Here is a 15,390-nt window from a genome sequence, read left to right on the forward strand (position 1 = left end):
GAATCCGCCTGCGGATGGTCTATAAGACCCGCACGCGGACCCCCCAATTGATGCAACCACAGATGGTATTCCCCTTCAACATCCGATTGCGTGATCTAGCCGTTGCAACTGCGGCGGCGGTCTGCATCTCCGCGATGCATGTGCCCGCGATGTCACCCGCACATGCGCAGGGCGCGCCATCCGCGACGCCGTCGCAACCGTCCCCGCCTCCCGCCATCGTCCCACAGCCCGCCGCCCCCCAAGCGGTGCCGGGATTCTGGGACCCGCGGCGGCGGCCCGACCGGCCTGATCTGGCGCGGTTGACTGTGATCCGCTTTTTGACGGAGACGGATTACCCGCCGTTCAATTTCACTGGCCCCGACGGCAATCCGGCTGGCTTCAACGTCGATCTCGCGCGGATGATCTGCGAAGAAATCAAGGTGGCGTGCACGATCCAGATGCGGCGGTTCGAGACGCTGGTGGATGCTATCAACGGCAATCGCGGCGATGCGATCATCGCGTCTCTGGCCGTCACGCCGCAGTTGCGCGCAAAGCTCGATTTCAGCGATCCCTACTACCGTGCCCCGGCGCGCTTCGTGTCGCGGCGCGATGCGGTGATGGCGGAGGTGCGGCCGGAATATCTCGAGGGCAAGAAGGTCGGCGCCATCGCAGGCTCGTCGCATGAAGCGTATTTGAAAACGCTTTTTACCGATGCACAGATTGTCAGCTTTCCCAACGATGAGGCGCTTCGCCTCGCGCTCCGCCGCGGCGAGGTCGATTTTATTTTCGGTGATGCGATTTCGCTGGCGTTCTGGATCAACGGCACTGATTCTTCGGATTGCTGCGCGTTCAGCGGCGGCCCTTTCACCGAAAGCCGCTATTTTGGTGAGGGCGTCGGCATCGGCGTGAAACGTGGCAACGACTTGCTGCGGCAGGCGCTGAACTGGGCGATGTTCCGGCTATGGGAAAAGGGCCGCTACACCGATTTGTGGCTGCGCTATTTCTCGGTCAGTCCGTTCTGATCAAACGCGAGGCACGATGGCGATGGCGATCGGATCGGCAAGAATCAAACGCATGGGCGTCGGATTGCTGGCGGCGTTTTGCTGGTTCTCGCTGTTGCTTCAGCTCGTTTTGCACATTCAGGTCACGAACGGGCTCGGCCTCTCGCTCGCGGAATCGCTGATCCGCTTCTTCTCCTATTTCACCGTGCAGACCAATATCCTCGCAGCGCTCGTGCTCACGGCCTTTGCGATCAAGGCCGGGATGGACGAGTGGCTTGTGCATCCCTTCGTCCGGTCCGCTGTCGCGGTCTATATCACGATGGTCGGGCTCACCTATCACACCCTGCTGCGTCACCTGTGGGAGCCGAAAGGTGCGCAATGGTTCGCAGACACTGCGCTGCATACCGTGATGCCGGTGGCCTATGTTCTGTTCTGGTTGACGTGTGTTCGCAAGGCAGGGCTGCGGTGGTACGATCCGCTGCTGTGGCTGATCTACCCGCTGTTCTATCTCGGCTTCGCCCTGGTGCGCGGAAAGATGTCCGGCTTCTACCCTTATCCCTTTATCGACGCCAAGACCTTGGGTTATGCAGGCGTTGCGGCTAATACAGCCGGATTGCTGATCGTCTGCGCTGCGCTCGGCATGTGTTTTGTAATGATCGGCTGGTGGCTCGCGCGCCGGCAGCCGACCTGATTTCCCTGCGCGGAGACCCTTGATGTCGATTGAAATGCCTGCAACCGCGAGCGACCTGCGCGCTCTTGCCGAACAATCCAATGCCTGGCCGTTCGAACAGGCGAAGCAGATTGTCGCGCGGTTGAAGAAAAAGCCGAAGGACGAAGTGCTGTTCGAGACCGGCTATGGCCCATCGGGGCTGCCGCATATCGGCACCTTCGGCGAGGTGGCGCGCACCACCATGGTGCGTCATGCGTTTCGCGTGCTCACCGACGACAAGATCAAGACCAAGCTGCTGGCGTTCTCGGACGACATGGACGGGCTGCGCAAGGTTCCGGATAATGTGCCGAACAAGGAGCTGCTCGCGCAGGACCTCGGCAAGCCGCTGACACAGGTGCGCGATCCGTTCGGCACGCATCCGAGCTTCGGCGAACACAACAACGCGCGGCTGCGCGCGTTTCTCGACACCTTCGGCTTTGAATACGAATTCGCCAGCTCGACGCAATACTACAAGTCAGGCCGTTTCGACGCGACGCTGCTGAAGATGCTGGAGAACATCGACAAGGTGATGGCGATCATGCTGCCATCGCTGCGCGAGGAGCGTGCCGCAAGTTATTCACCATTCCTGCCGATCTCGCCGCGCACCGGTATCGTGCTTCAGGTGCCGATCGTCGCGCATGACGCCAAGGCCGGCACGGTGTCCTATGATGACCCCGACACCCAAGAGCGTGTCACCGTTCCGGTCACCGGCGGGCACTGCAAGTTGCAGTGGAAGCCGGACTGGGCGATGCGCTGGGTTGCGCTCGGCGTCGATTATGAAATGGCGGGCAAGGATCTGATCGACTCGGTGAAGCTGTCTGGGAAGATATGCTCGGCGCTTGGCGGCACGCCGCCGGAAGGATTCAATTACGAGCTGTTTCTCGACGACAAGGGCCAGAAGATTTCCAAGTCGAAGGGCAACGGCCTCACCATCGACGAGTGGCTGCGTTACGCCTCGCCGGAATCGCTGTCGCTGTTCATGTACCGCGAGCCGAAGGCGGCGAAGCGGCTGTATTTCGATGTGATCCCGCGCAATGTCGACGACTATCAGCAGTTCATCGACGGTTATCCGCGCCAGGACGGCAAGCAGCGCCTGAGCAATCCGGTCTGGCACATTCACGCCGGGCAGCCGCCGCTCGCCGACATGCCGGTCACGTTCCAGTTGCTGCTGACGCTGGTGTCGTCGTCCAACGCGGAGAATGCCGAAACGCTGTGGGGCTTCATCGGACGCTATCGTCCGGGTGTGACGCCGCAGACTCATCCGAAACTCGATGCCATGGTCGGCTATGCGATCAATTATTATCGCGACTTCGTGGCTCCGACGAAGAAGTTCCGCGAGCCGTCCGACAGCGAGCGAGCGGCCTTGACCGATCTGCGCAACGCGCTCGCGCAGTTGCCGCCGGAGGCATCCGCCGAGGATATCCAGAACGTGGTCTATGAAATCGGCCGGCGCGAGCCGTTTCTCGATCAGGTCAAGAAGGGCAAGGATGGCCGTCCGGGCGTGTCGCTCGACTGGTTCAACATGCTCTATCAGGTGCTGCTGGGCCAGGAGAAAGGCCCGCGCTTCGGATCGTTCGTCGCGGTCTATGGTATCGCGAATGCCATCGCGATGATCGACGCGGCGCTGAAGCGAGCTGGATAACTTACTGGCTCGCCCAGACGATGCGCGCGATCCACTCGACGTTCTTGGCGTCGATGACGCGGTCCTTGTGCGCCGGATTGAGCGACTGCAACTCGATCACTTTCGCGGTCCGCCGTTTCAGTTCCTTGACCGTGACCTCGCCGTCCTTGGTCTTGACGACTACGCGGTCGCCGCGCCGGATTGGCGAGCCCGGCGAGACGATGATGACGTCGCCGTCGCGATAGGCCGGCTTCATCGAATCGCCTGAAATTTCCAGCGCATAGGCGTGCTCGTCATTGACGGACGGAAGCCCGACCTCGTCCCAGCCCTTGCCGACGGGAAAGCCGCCATCGTCGAAATAACCGCCGGTGCCGGCTTCGGCGAATCCCAGCAGCGGCACGGCCTGCACGGCACGGGCGGTGTCCTCGATCAGTTGCACGAAGATGTCGACCGTCGTGCCGGTTGCCGCCAGCGCCTTCGCCACAGATTCAGTCGATGGCCAGCGCTCGCGCCCGTCCGGTGTGACGCGTTTCGATTTGTTGAAGGTTGTCGGGTCGAGCCCGGCGCGTTTCGCCAGTGCGGAGGCCGACAACCCCGCGCGTTCGGCGAGGCGATCCAGCGCATTCCAGATTTGATCGTGAGTAAGCATGGGTGTGGCCGGAGAGTGGCCCAGCCGACCGGACCGGGGCAGTGAATTTGATCAGATTCTAGGAATTATTACCTCGAATCGACGGCTTCTGCAATCGGGTGCTGTTCCCTGAATACCGGCCTTGAAGTGACTGGAGTGCGCCGATACGGTCTGCCGGGCGTTCGGCAAGCCTCCGGAAAAGCCCAAAGAAATCAATAATTCACGAGAATCGATCGCTGTGTCCACGATCTATAAAGTCTGTCCGGCCTCGGCCTGGCGCGAGGCCGAACGCCAAGGCACCTTTCGCGGAAGCGCCGACGACCGGCGTGACGGGTTCATCCATTTCTCGACGGCCTCGCAGGTTGCAGGGACGGTCGCCAAACATTTCGTGGGGCAGACCGGGCTTTTCCTGATTGCCATCGACGCCGATGCGCTCGGCGACGCGTTGAAATGGGAGCCTTCGCGCGGGGGCGAATTGTTTCCGCATCTCTACGGCGAACTTGATCTTGGCGCCGTGACGCAGATTTTCGACCTGCGCGCCCGGTCCGACGGTTCGCACGATATTCCGGAGCTTGTCCCGTGATCCGCGCCTTCGACGCCCTCACATTGCCGTTGCTGCGCCGGCTCGATCCGGAGGACGCTCATCGATTGGCGGTCGGCGGTTTGCGGTTCCTGCCGCCCGCGAAGCCCCGCGCTGATGATCCCAAGCTCGCAGTACGCGCCTTCGGCCTGAATTTCCCCAATCCTGTCGGCATGGCCGCGGGTTTCGACAAGAACGCTGAAGCGCCCGACGCGCTGCTGCGGCTGGGGTTCGGCTTTGTGGAGATCGGCTCGGTGACGCCGAAACCGCAGGCAGGCAATCCGCGTCCGCGGCTGTTTCGTCTGGAGCAGGATTCCGGCGTCATCAACCGCATGGGTTTCAACAATGACGGCGCGGAAGCCGTGCTGCGCAGGCTTGCCGCGCGGGCGCGTCTCGGCGGCATCGTCGGCGTCAACATCGGCGCCAACAAGGATGCGGTGGATCGCACAGCCGATTATGTCCGGCTGATCGAACTGTTTGCGCCGGTGGCGAGCTATTTCACCGTCAATGTGTCGTCGCCCAACACGCCGGGTTTGCGCAACCTGCAACAGGCCGCCGCGCTGGACGATCTGCTGGCGCGGGTGGTCGATGCGCGCGAGCGGGTACGCAAGAACGCCGGCGATTCGCCGCTGCTGTTGAAGATCGCGCCGGATCTGACGTTGCAGGAGCTTGACGACGTGGTGCACATCGCCCGTTCGCGGCGTGTCGATGGCATGATCGTCGCCAACACCACGCTATCGCGGCCGGCGTCGCTGCGCGAGCAGGCGCGTGCGAAAGAGCAGGGCGGATTGTCGGGACGGCCACTGTTAAAGCTGTCCACACGCATGGTGGCGGAAACCTATGTGCGGGCGGAAGGCGCCTTCCCGCTGATCGGCGTCGGCGGCATCGATTCCGGAGGGGCCGCGCTGATGAAGATCCGCGCGGGGGCCAGTCTGATTCAGCTTTACTCGTCGCTGATCTACAAGGGGCTCGGGCTGGTCGAGGACATCAAGGCGGATCTCCTGTCCACGCTGCGGCGAACCGGGCGCGACAGTCTTTCCGAAATCGTCGGCGCGGATGCCGCGACCATCACCGCAGAGCCGTGGCCGGAGTGAGGGCGCGGTCGCCGAACGAAGCCTTCAGCAGCGCCGGATAGCGCAGCGCCTGCAGGCCGCCACGCGCGACGTAGTGAACGAGCAGCGCAATCCAGAGGCCAGCGTTGCCCAGCGGACGTGTCAGCGCCCACGCCGCAAGAAAGATCACCAGCGACAGCAGCATGAGATTGCGCATGTCGCGCGCCCAGGTTGCGCCGATGAAAATGCCGTCATAGGCGAATGCGAACACGCCGAGGATCGGCGCGAGAACCACAAAGACGAGATAGTCGTTTGCCAGGCGCTGAATCTCGAGATTCGATGTCATGACCTCGATCAAGGCCGATCCAAAGACGAAATACGCGGCTGCGACGGCGAGCGCGAAAACCGAGCCCCACAAGATCACGAGTTTGGTCGCGGTCAGGAAACCTTCGCGGTTGCGCTGGCCATAAGTGCGTCCGCAGATTTGCTCGGCGGCATTTGCGATCCCGTCGAGAAAGAATGCGCTGATGAGAAGAAAATTATTGAGCACGGCATTCGCCGCCAGCACGTTATCGCCGGCGCGCGCGCCTTGTGAGGTGAAGAACAGAAACGCCGCAATGAGGGCTGCCGTGCGGATGAGAATGTCGCGGTTCACCGCGAACATGTGCAAAAGCCGCTCGCGGTCGAAAAGCCGCTCAACGCTGATGTCGAACATGCGGCCGAGCAGGCGCCAGGCCAGCGCCGCGCCCACGACAAATCCGATGGTTTCGGCCAGTATCGCGGCAATCGCCGCGCCTGCGATTCCCTTGTTCAGTACAAGCACCAGCCAGACTGTCACGATGATGTTTGCAACGTTGATCAGGATTTGCAGCGCCAGCGCGGTTTTCGCGCGCGCCTGACCGACGAACCAGCCCAGAAGGACATAATTGCAGAGCGCGAGCGGTGCAGACCACAGCCGGATTGCGAAGTATTCGCGAGCCGCGGCGGTCACCGGTTCGCTGCCGCCCATCAACGAGAAAGCGATAGCGCCCAGCGGCTTGTGGACGGCAATCAGGAACAGGCCGATGGCTGTCGCGATAATGATGGCGCGGAACAAGGTCGCGCGAATTTCCGCATCGTCCCGCGCGCCCAAAGCTTGCGCGGTAAACGCGACGGTGCCCATGCGGAGGAATCCGAACAGCCAGAACAGGCAATCGAAAACGACCGATGCCACGGCCACGCCGCCGAGTAGCGCGGGTTCACCCAGTCTTCCGATAGAGGCTGTCGCGACGACACCAAGGAGTGGAGTCGTCAGGTTGGCCAGCATCGCCGGTCCGGCGATGCTGAAAACCTGCGCGGTCGTGACTTTAGCGGCGTCCCTCAATCAGCGCGGCCGATTGGTGTTGAACAGCCGCGAGATCAGCCAGACCGGGATTACAATCACCGCGCCCAGCAGGAAGTAGCGCCACAGGCCGTTGATGGCGTCGAAGCCGAGATTCCAGATCCAGTCGACCAGCCGGCGAATGCTGTAGACGATATTCCACGGATCGAAGCCGATCGCGGCGAGCACCACGCCGACGAGCAGCGACAGCAATACCAGCCGCACCAGCACCGCCAGCGGCGAACCGCCGAGAAAGCGCGACAGGGTGTCGTCGTTTCTGGCTGGCAATTCCCTCACGTCGTCCGGCATCGTCGTCTCCTGAATGGTCGTGTGCGCGGCGCCCACACTAGCACGCCACATGGGAACTGTCTGCGCTGCGTCAATGGTTATCGACGGCTGCGACAGACGGAATTTTCGCCTCGGAGATTAACATTCGTTCAAGTGTCTCCAGCCGGTCGGCGTCGCGCGGCGGTTTGTCCCAGCGCAAACGGCTGATGCGGGGAAATCGCATGGCAACACCGGACTTGTGCCGCGCGGAACGCGCCAACCCCTCGAACGCCACCTCGAACACCAGCCCTTGATCCGGTTCATGCACCACATGACGCACCGGGCCGAATTTTTCGGTGGTGTGACGGCGGATGAAGCGGTCGATTTGAATCAACTCCTCATCGGTGAAGCCAAAATAGGCCTTGCCCACGGGGACGAGCTGATCGCCGTCGTCGCCTTTGGTCCAGACGCCGAACGTGTAGTCGGAGTAATACGACGAGCGCTTGCCGTGGCCGCGCTGGGCATACATCAGCACCGCGTCGATGATGTGCGGATCACGTTTCCATTTCCACCACTGGCCCTTCGGACGGCCCGGCAGATAGGCGGCATCGCGGCGTTTCAGCATCACGCCCTCGACAGCTTCCGAATCCTCTCCTGCTCCGGCACTCGCCGGGTCGGCGCGTGCGGCGGCGAGATCCTCCCATGTCTTGAAAGAAACTTGCGGCGAGAGATCGATACGGGGATCGCCAAGCTGCGCAATAAAATGTTCCAGTTTCACGCGACGCTCGGTGAATGTCAGCGCGCGCAGGTCGTTGGCGCCGTCGCTGAGCAGATCGTAGGCGCGCAGATGGATCGGATAATCCTTCATCAGCTTCGGCGTCACGGATTTCCGGTTGAGGCGCTGTTGCAGGACATTGAACGTCTGTACCCGGCCGTCGCGCAGCACCAGCAACTCGCCGTCGAGCGCGCCGGGCAATCTCAGCGACGGCACCAGATCGGGAAAGCTCCTGGTGATGTCCTCGCCTGTGCGTGAATAAAGCCGTGTCACGATGTGATCGTTCTCGTCGCGTCCGCTCACCGCCTGCACGCGGATGCCGTCCCATTTCCATTCTGCCGTGAAATCCTCCGGCGCAAGATTGGCGAAGTCTGAGTCTTCGATGGCGTGCGCCAGCATCACCGGACGGAACGGCGCGGGATCGAGATTGACGGGTTTGTCTGCGCGGCCCTCGAGCCACGCGAACAGGTCGAGATACGGCGGCGCGAGCCCCGGCCAGATCAGTTCGACATCGTGCGCATCCTTGCCGCCGAGTGCCGCAGCGGCAGTTTTCGCCAGCCGCGCCGAGACGCCGATGCGCAAACCGCCGGTAACAAGCTTCAGCAACGCCCACCGTCCCGTTTCATCAAGCTCGTCGAGCCAGCGCACCAGCTGCGCCGGGATTTCCGTCTTGCCCAGCGTGTTGAAGGTGGTGACCACGTCGGTCAGCGTCGGTGGCGGCGGGGAATTGGTGGCGCGCTGGTTGGCAGGCCACATCAGGGCGACAGTCTCCGACAAATCGCCGACGTAATCGTAGGACAGTGCGAACAGTTCCGGATCGGTGCGCGCGGCGATCAGGTCGCGGATCAATCCCGCCTTGGCGTGGCGGAACGACAACGCGCCGGTCAATGCCGCGAGCGCCCAGCCGCGATCGGGGTCCGGCACCTCGCGAAAGTAGTTCGTGATCAGGCGCAGCTTGTTGTTGCGGCCGGGCTCGTAGGCCAGGCGATCAAGCAGTTGCGCAAACCGGTTCATGACGGCGATGCCTCGTCGGCCGCCACGGCCTCTTCGTCTTCATCGCCATAGCCGACCAGGGCAAGCGGCCGTGCCTTTAAACCCTTCGACTGGCACCAGTGCACCAGCGCGTCTTCCTGCCCATGCGTCACCCAGACCTCGCCCGCCCCGGTCGCGTCGATGGTCGCGCACAGTCCGTCCCAGTCGGCGTGATCGGAAATCACCAGCGGCAACTCGATGCCCTTTTGCCGCGCGCGGACCCGCACCCGCATCCAGCCTGATGCAAATGCCGCAACCGGATCGGGAAATCGCCGCGTCCAGATATCGGTGATGGCCGAGGGCGGCGCGAGCGTGATGGTGCCGGCGAGGTCGGCTTTCTTCATGCCCTTCGCCATTCGCAGATCACCCAGCGGAATGCCGCGGCTCTCGTAGTAACGCGTGATCTTCTCCATCGCGCCATGCAGGTAGATCGGCGCGTCGTAGCCGGCTGCGCGGATGAGGGCGATCACGCGCTGCGCCTTGCCGAGCGAATAGGCCCCGACCAGATGCGCGCGTTCCGGAAACAGCGCGACGGATGCCAGCAGCTTCGCAATCTCGCCCGCAGCGTCCCCATGGCGAAAGACAGGTAATCCAAACGTCGCTTCGGTGATGAATACGTCGCAGGGGACCACCTCGAACGGTGCGCAGGTTGGATCGGTCGCGTCCTTGTAGTCGCCCGAGGCGACGATCTTGGTTTTGCCGTGGGTCACCGCGATCTGTGCTGACCCGAGCACATGGCCGGCCGGATAAAACGTCACGGTGACGCCGCCGACCTTGAGCGTTTCGCCGTAGGCGATGGCTTGCGTGCTGCCCGCGAAATTGTCGCCATAGCGCAGCCGCATCATATCGAGGGTTTCTTGCGTGGCCAGCACCGCGCCGTGGCCGGGGCGGGCGTGGTCGGAATGGCCATGGGTAATAAGCGCCCGCTCGACCGGCCGCACCGGGTCGATATGAAAGCCGCCGGGCTTGCAGCACAGGCCGGCGGCGACGGGCATCAGGATGTCTTGGGGGCGCATCTGCCTTACCATCCGCGCTATATAGTCACTCCATAAGTCCGTTGGAGTCTGGTAAATCCCGCGAGGCTCTCTCCTGAAGGTTCATATCAAGTCCATGCCCGCGTCCTTGTTCCTGTCTTCGGGAAACCTGATCGCCGACCGGCGGTTCGATTTCGGACGCGACCTGATGCTGCGGGGCGATCTCGCCGCTGCGGCGGAGCTGATGGAGCAGGCGATTGAACTCGAGCCGCGATTTGCGTCGGCATGGTTCGCGCTCGGCGATTTACGCGAACAACTTGGTGCGTGGGACGAGGCGATTGTCGCGTATAACCATGCGTGCGAGGCCGATAGCGATGACCGGCACGGCGCCAAGCTGCGCCTGATGCGGCTCGGCGCGGAAGAAGTCTCCTCCATGCCACCCGGCTATGTCCGCGCGCTGTTCGATCAGTACGCACCAAGGTTCGACAAGACGCTGGTGCAGGATCTGGATTACTGCGGCCCGCAGGTGTTGCTGAAAGCCGTGCTGGCTGCGCGCCATGCGGCAAAGCTGCCGGTGTATTTCAAACGCGCGATCGATCTCGGATGCGGGACCGGGCTTGCGGCGCAGGAATTCGCCTCGCTGGTGGATGAGTTCATCGGCATTGATCTTTCGCCCGGAATGATCGAACGTGCGCGCGCCACCGGCCTTTATGCGCGGCTGGATGTCACCGACATGCTGCAAGGTCTGCAGGCCGAGGGTGCGACCAGCGTCGATCTTGTCATGGCGGCCGATGCCTTTGTCTATGTGCCGCAGCTTGAGCCGCTGTTGCTAGAAGCAGAGCGCGTGCTGAGGCCGAATGGCCTGCTGGCCTTCACGGTGGAGACGCACGCGGGCGATGGCGTCATTCTCGGCCGTGGGCTGCGCTACGCGCACGGCGCGGACTATTTGCGCAGGGCGGTCCTGGGCGTGGGCCTAACGATGTGTGCGATCACGTCCGCGTCCACCCGCACCGAGGCAGGAGAAAATGTGCCGGGTCTGGTCGTGACGGCGAGCAAGACCTGATCGTTCCGGCAGGGCATTCCACCAACAAAAAACCCCGGCGTTTTGCGCCGGGGTTTTTCGTCATGAGGGATGTTGCGATCAGTACTTCGCAACCACAGGCGAATTGAAGTGATAGTTCAGGCCGGTGCGGAAGATGTGCTCCTGCACCTTGCTGGTTGTCGCGAAATCAGCTCCGCCAACCGTAAAGGTATCCGTCGCGCGGCCGAGATCGACGAACAGATATTCAGTCTTCGAGGTCCAGTTCCGGCCGAACAGGCCGAACAAATCGAATGGCGATTCAACGCCGCCGCCAACGGCATAACCGGTTCTGGTCTTGTCGAAGGTCACGTCCGCAAAGCCGCCGCCGCCTGCCTGAATGCGGGTTTTGACGTTGCCGTAGGCGAGACCGCCGGTGGCGTAGAACAGGCTGTCTCCGACCGAGTAACCGAGGCGGCCACGAACCGTGCCGAGCCACTGCATCTTCTGGTCATAGACCGCAATGCCCGCCGCCGAACAGCTCGCCACGCAAGCGCGGTTGTCCTGCTGGGTCGATCCCTGGAAATCGGCTTCCAGGCCATAGACCCAATTCGCGGCCTGGAAATTGTAGCCGACCTGAACGCCACCCATGAGGCCGTCCGGGCTCAGGTTGAATCTCTCGAGAGCACCGGGGCCAGCCAAAGAACTACGATTCAGAGCCGTTGCGCCGCCGGCATTCAGACCGCCGTAGAGACCGGCCCAGTTGGCAGCCGGGGCGGCAGCATAAAGGCTGGTGCCACCGATGCGATAGTTCAGGCCGACGCGGAAAATATGTTCGCGGATATCGGAACCGTAGGCATAGACGCCCGGGACGCCGCCGCTCTGGTTGCCGAGATCGAGATACAGATATTCGATCTTGCCGGTCCAGTTGCCGCCCAGTGCGGCTTCGACGCCGCTGCCGATGGTCCAGCCTGTCAGGGTGTTGCTTGTGCTGGACGACAGTCCCGGCGCTCCGATGATACTGGCTGCGGTGTCGGCGCCGCCATAGGCAAAGCCGCCCGTGAAGTAGCTGAGCACAGGTCCGGTCGCGAGACCGACACGGCCGCGCACGGTGCCGAACCAGCCGAGTTTCTGGTCGAATTGGGTGCCGGCGAGAACGCAGTCACCAGCGCCCAGACAGGTGCGGTTATCGCGGAGGCCTGATCCCTGGATGTCGGCTTCAAGGCCGAGCACGACATTGCTGAAACCGAGCAGGTTCCCGTATTGCCAATTGTAGCCGATCTGTCCGCCGCCGAGCGCGCCCATGCCACCCAGGCGGGACGACTCAACCGTACCGCCGACAGGATCGATGAGGTTGGTGTTGCTGCGCCCGATGCCGACGCCTGCGTTCACGCCGAGATAAAAGCCGGTCCAATTGTAGACCTGAGCAACCGGTGCTTTGTAATAGGGCGCCTTGGCAGGAAGATCAGCGGCCTGCGCGGCGACCGTGGTTCCGATGAGTGTTGCTGCGACCAGAATTTTTTTCATGACACCCCAAGACGTCCAACTTCGATCATTCATAGTTACACCCCGATCGCTGCTTCGGCTGTCACCCATGAGCCACATCGCGCGGCATAAAATTCACTAACACTTTATAAACATTTGGAACTTTGGTGTTGGTGTCTGCCATTTTGTCGGGGCAGCGATGCATTGATGCGTATCATCGCTTTCTCTTGAGCAGAGCAGCAATATCGGCTCCCTCAGCCGGGTAGCGCGCGAAGTAAGCGCGGCGCTCGCAGCCGTCGTTCTCCGCCCTCGACCGAGGGCGAAAGACGGCTTAGCTCTAGGCCGTGGACACCAAAACCCCGGTATCGCCTGAGCTGCTGCCAGAAAATTTCCTGCGCTGGTTTGCGGCGCGGGGATGGTCGCCGCGAGTCCATCAGCTCGATCTCCTGGCGAAAGCGCGGGACGATCGTTCGGCGCTGCTGATCGCGCCGACCGGCGCGGGCAAGACGCTGGCCGGATTTTTGCCGACGCTGGTGGAACTGGGTGCGCCAACGTCGCGGCTGAGCCCGAAGACCGTCTCCACAGGGCGCGGTGTGACGCGCAGCAGCGGCTTGCATACGCTCTACATCTCGCCGCTGAAGGCGCTCGCGGTCGACATCGCGCGCAACCTTGAGCGTCCTATCGCCGACATGAAACTGCCGGTCCGGGTCGAGACCCGCACCGGGGACACGCCGGTGTCGCGGCGTCAGCGTCAGCGCAAGTATCCGCCGGACATTCTTCTGACGACGCCGGAGCAACTCGCCTTGCTGCTGTCGTCTGACGACGCACCGTATCTGTTGTCGAGCCTCAAGCGCATTGTGCTTGACGAACTGCACGCGCTGGTGACCTCGAAGCGCGGCGATCTCCTGTCGCTGGGGCTCGCCCGGCTGTGGCGGCTCGCGCCGCAGGCGACCACGGTGGGCCTGTCGGCGACTGTTGCGGTGCCGGACGACCTGCGCCGCTATCTGATGCTGCAATCGAGTGGCACGGAACGCATGGCCGATCTTGTGATCGCCGATGCCGGAGCCGCGCCCATTGTCGAGATGCTCGACACCAAAGAGCGGCTGCCGTGGGCCGGTCACATGGCGCGCCATGCGCTCAATGAGATTTACGATCTGGTCAAGGCCAACAAGACCTCGCTGATGTTCGTCAACACCCGCGCGCAGGCGGAGATGTTGTTTCAGGATTTGTGGCGCATCAACGAGGACGGCCTTGCGATCGCGCTGCATCACGGCTCGCTCGATGTCGCGCAGCGTCGCAAGGTTGAGGACGCGATGGCCGCAGGCAAGCTGCGCGGCGTGGTCTGCACGTCGTCGCTGGATTTGGGCATCGACTGGGGCGACATCGATCTGGTCATCAATGTCGGCGCGCCGAAAGGCGCGTCACGTTTGATGCAGCGGATCGGCCGCGCCAATCACCGCCTCGACGAGCCTTCGCGCGCGGTCATGGTTCCGGCGAATCGCTTTGAAGTGCTGGAATGCCGGGCCGCCATCGATGCTGTGGCGGAGAACGCGCAGGATACGCCGCCGCAGCGCGCCGGTTCGCTCGACGTGCTGGCGCAGCATGTGCTCGGGCGCGCCTGCGGTGAGCCGTTCCTGGCCGATGCGCTTTATGACGAGGTCAGAAGCGCTGCGCCCTATGCGGATTTGGCGCGCAAGGATTTCGACGACGTGATCGATTTCGTCGCCACCGGCGGTTACGCGCTGAAAAGCTACGAGCGCTTCGCGAAGATCAAGCAGGACAAGGACGGCAGGTGGCGCGTCACCAATCCGCGCGTGCGCCAGAGCTATCGGCTCAACGTCGGCACCATCGTCGAAGAGCCGATGCTGAAGGTGAAGCTGGTGCGGGGTCGAAGCAAGGGTTCAGGATCGACGGGCGCCATCGCGCGGGGCGGGCGGATGCTCGGGCAGATCGAGGAATATTTCATCGAGGGTCTGGTGCCCGGCGACACCTTCGTGTTCGGCGGCGAGGTCGTGCGCTACGAGGCGCTGATGGAGGACGAGGTTTATGTTTCGCGCAGCAACGACGCCAACGCGAAAGTGCCGTCCTATGCCGGCGGCAAGTTTCCGCTGTCCACATATCTTGCCGAGCGCGTGCGTCTGTTGTTGGCCGATCCGCCTGCGTGGAAAGGCCTGCCGGATCAGGTGCGCGAATGGCTGTCATTGCAGGCGGCTTTCTCCCGCGTGCCGGGGCCGCGCGAACTCGTGGTCGAAACGTTTCCGCGCGCCGACAAGCATTATCTCGTCTGCTATCCGTTCGAAGGCCGTCTTGCGCATCAGACGCTCGGCATGTTGCTGACCCGGCGGCTGGAGCGTGGACGGGCGAAGCCGCTCGGCTTTGTCGCTAATGAGTATGCGCTGGCGGTGTGGTCGCTCGGCGACATGTCGTCGATGATCCGGAACGGCCGCCTCGATCTGGATGCACTGTTCGATCCCGACATGCTGGGCGACGATCTCGAGGCGTGGCTTGCGGAGTCGGCGCTGATGAAGCGCACGTTCCGCACCTGTGCCGTGATCTCCGGGCTGATCGCGCGGCGTTTCACCGGCGAGGAGAAGTCGCGGCGGCAGGTGCTGTTCTCGACCGATCTCGTCTACGATGTCCTGCGCAAGCATCAGCCCGACCATGTGCTGCTCCGCGCGGCGCGGGCGGATGCCGCAACCGGCCTGCTGGATATTCGCCGACTCAGCGATATGCTGATCCGCATCAAGGGGCGAATCACCCACAAGGAACTCGACCGGGTTTCGCCTTTGGCCGTGCCGGTGATGCTGGAAATCGGACGCGAACAGGTTTATGGCGAAGCCTCCGACGAGTTGCTGGCGGAAGCCGCCGACGAACTCGTGAAAGAGGCGATGTCGCCCGATCAGGACTGA

At 62.8% G+C, this 15,390-nt stretch carries 13 protein-coding genes; 7 read left to right on the plus strand and 6 right to left on the minus strand.

Going from position 1 to position 15,390, the window contains the following annotated elements; all coding sequences use genetic code 11:
- Nucleotides 1-50: 50 nt before the first annotated feature.
- From AC1RKJ_RS14855 to AC1RKJ_RS14865, 3 genes are read left to right on the plus strand one after another with little or no spacing between them, the layout of a single operon-like run.
- Entirely contained in the window at nt 51-1,001 is a 951-nt protein-coding gene (locus AC1RKJ_RS14855) for a transporter substrate-binding domain-containing protein (protein WP_492792756.1), read from the plus strand.
- Between the two features lie 16 nt (nt 1,002-1,017).
- Nucleotides 1,018-1,671, plus strand: coding sequence for a Pr6Pr family membrane protein (locus AC1RKJ_RS14860; RefSeq protein ID WP_492791701.1), 654 nt, complete (start codon nt 1,018-1,020; stop codon nt 1,669-1,671).
- 22 nt (nt 1,672-1,693) lie between these two features.
- Complete coding sequence (locus AC1RKJ_RS14865) at nt 1,694-3,331, plus strand: lysine--tRNA ligase (protein ID WP_492791702.1); 1,638 nt, start codon at nt 1,694-1,696, stop codon at nt 3,329-3,331.
- 1 nt (nt 3,332) lies between these two features.
- Here AC1RKJ_RS14865 and AC1RKJ_RS14870 read toward each other — a convergent pair whose 3' ends face one another.
- Nucleotides 3,333-3,959 carry a S24 family peptidase gene (locus AC1RKJ_RS14870; protein ID WP_492791703.1) on the minus strand — a complete coding sequence of 209 codons (627 nt, stop codon included), beginning with the start codon at nt 3,957-3,959 and terminating at the stop codon, nt 3,333-3,335.
- A gap of 217 nt (nt 3,960-4,176) precedes the next feature.
- On the opposite strand from AC1RKJ_RS14870, the gene AC1RKJ_RS14875 reads away from it, so the two are divergent.
- The gene (locus AC1RKJ_RS14875) at nt 4,177-4,521 is read left to right on the plus strand and encodes a DUF952 domain-containing protein (RefSeq protein ID WP_492791704.1); all 345 of its coding nucleotides are present in this window, start codon (nt 4,177-4,179) and stop codon (nt 4,519-4,521) included.
- Nucleotides 4,518-5,612, plus strand: a complete 1,095-nt coding sequence (locus tag AC1RKJ_RS14880) for a quinone-dependent dihydroorotate dehydrogenase (RefSeq protein WP_492791705.1) — start codon at nt 4,518-4,520, stop codon at nt 5,610-5,612. Before AC1RKJ_RS14875 ends, AC1RKJ_RS14880 begins: the two co-directional genes overlap by 4 nt.
- Here the strand turns inward: AC1RKJ_RS14880 and AC1RKJ_RS14885 are convergent.
- The 4 genes from AC1RKJ_RS14885 to AC1RKJ_RS14900 all read right to left on the minus strand — a co-directional run bounded on the left by AC1RKJ_RS14885 (nt 5,587) and on the right by AC1RKJ_RS14900 (nt 10,020).
- Nucleotides 5,587-6,876 carry an MATE family efflux transporter gene (locus tag AC1RKJ_RS14885; RefSeq protein ID WP_492792757.1) on the minus strand — a complete coding sequence of 430 codons (1,290 nt, stop codon included), beginning with the start codon at nt 6,874-6,876 and terminating at the stop codon, nt 5,587-5,589. The two genes, AC1RKJ_RS14880 and AC1RKJ_RS14885, sit on opposite strands and share 26 nt — an antisense overlap.
- Before the next feature lie 57 nt (nt 6,877-6,933).
- Nucleotides 6,934-7,239 (minus strand): DUF6460 domain-containing protein, encoded by a 306-nt coding sequence (locus AC1RKJ_RS14890; protein ID WP_492792758.1) that lies wholly within the window; start codon nt 7,237-7,239, stop codon nt 6,934-6,936.
- 70 nt (nt 7,240-7,309) lie between these two features.
- A complete protein-coding gene (locus AC1RKJ_RS14895; protein WP_492791706.1) occupies nt 7,310-8,986 on the minus strand; it encodes a cisplatin damage response ATP-dependent DNA ligase in 1,677 nt (558 codons plus the stop codon).
- Nucleotides 8,983-10,020: a ligase-associated DNA damage response exonuclease gene (locus tag AC1RKJ_RS14900; protein WP_492791707.1), complete on the minus strand. Its 1,038-nt coding sequence runs from the start codon at nt 10,018-10,020 to the stop codon at nt 8,983-8,985. The genes AC1RKJ_RS14895 and AC1RKJ_RS14900 overlap by 4 nt, the downstream gene beginning before the upstream one ends.
- Nucleotides 10,021-10,114: 94 nt before the next feature.
- Between AC1RKJ_RS14900 and AC1RKJ_RS14905 the strand changes: the two genes are divergently transcribed.
- Nucleotides 10,115-11,041 (plus strand): class I SAM-dependent DNA methyltransferase, encoded by a 927-nt coding sequence (locus AC1RKJ_RS14905; RefSeq protein WP_492791708.1) that lies wholly within the window; start codon nt 10,115-10,117, stop codon nt 11,039-11,041.
- Between the two features lie 78 nt (nt 11,042-11,119).
- On the opposite strand, the gene AC1RKJ_RS14910 is transcribed toward AC1RKJ_RS14905, so the two are convergent.
- Nucleotides 11,120-12,523 (minus strand): outer membrane protein, encoded by a 1,404-nt coding sequence (locus tag AC1RKJ_RS14910; RefSeq protein ID WP_492791709.1) that lies wholly within the window; start codon nt 12,521-12,523, stop codon nt 11,120-11,122.
- Nucleotides 12,524-12,825: 302 nt separating this feature from the next.
- Here AC1RKJ_RS14910 and AC1RKJ_RS14915 point away from each other — a divergent pair, with 302 nt between their 5' ends.
- Complete coding sequence (locus tag AC1RKJ_RS14915) at nt 12,826-15,390, plus strand: ligase-associated DNA damage response DEXH box helicase (protein ID WP_492791710.1); 2,565 nt, start codon at nt 12,826-12,828, stop codon at nt 15,388-15,390.

The organism is Afipia sp. GW822-FHT04G07, assembly GCF_058800765.1.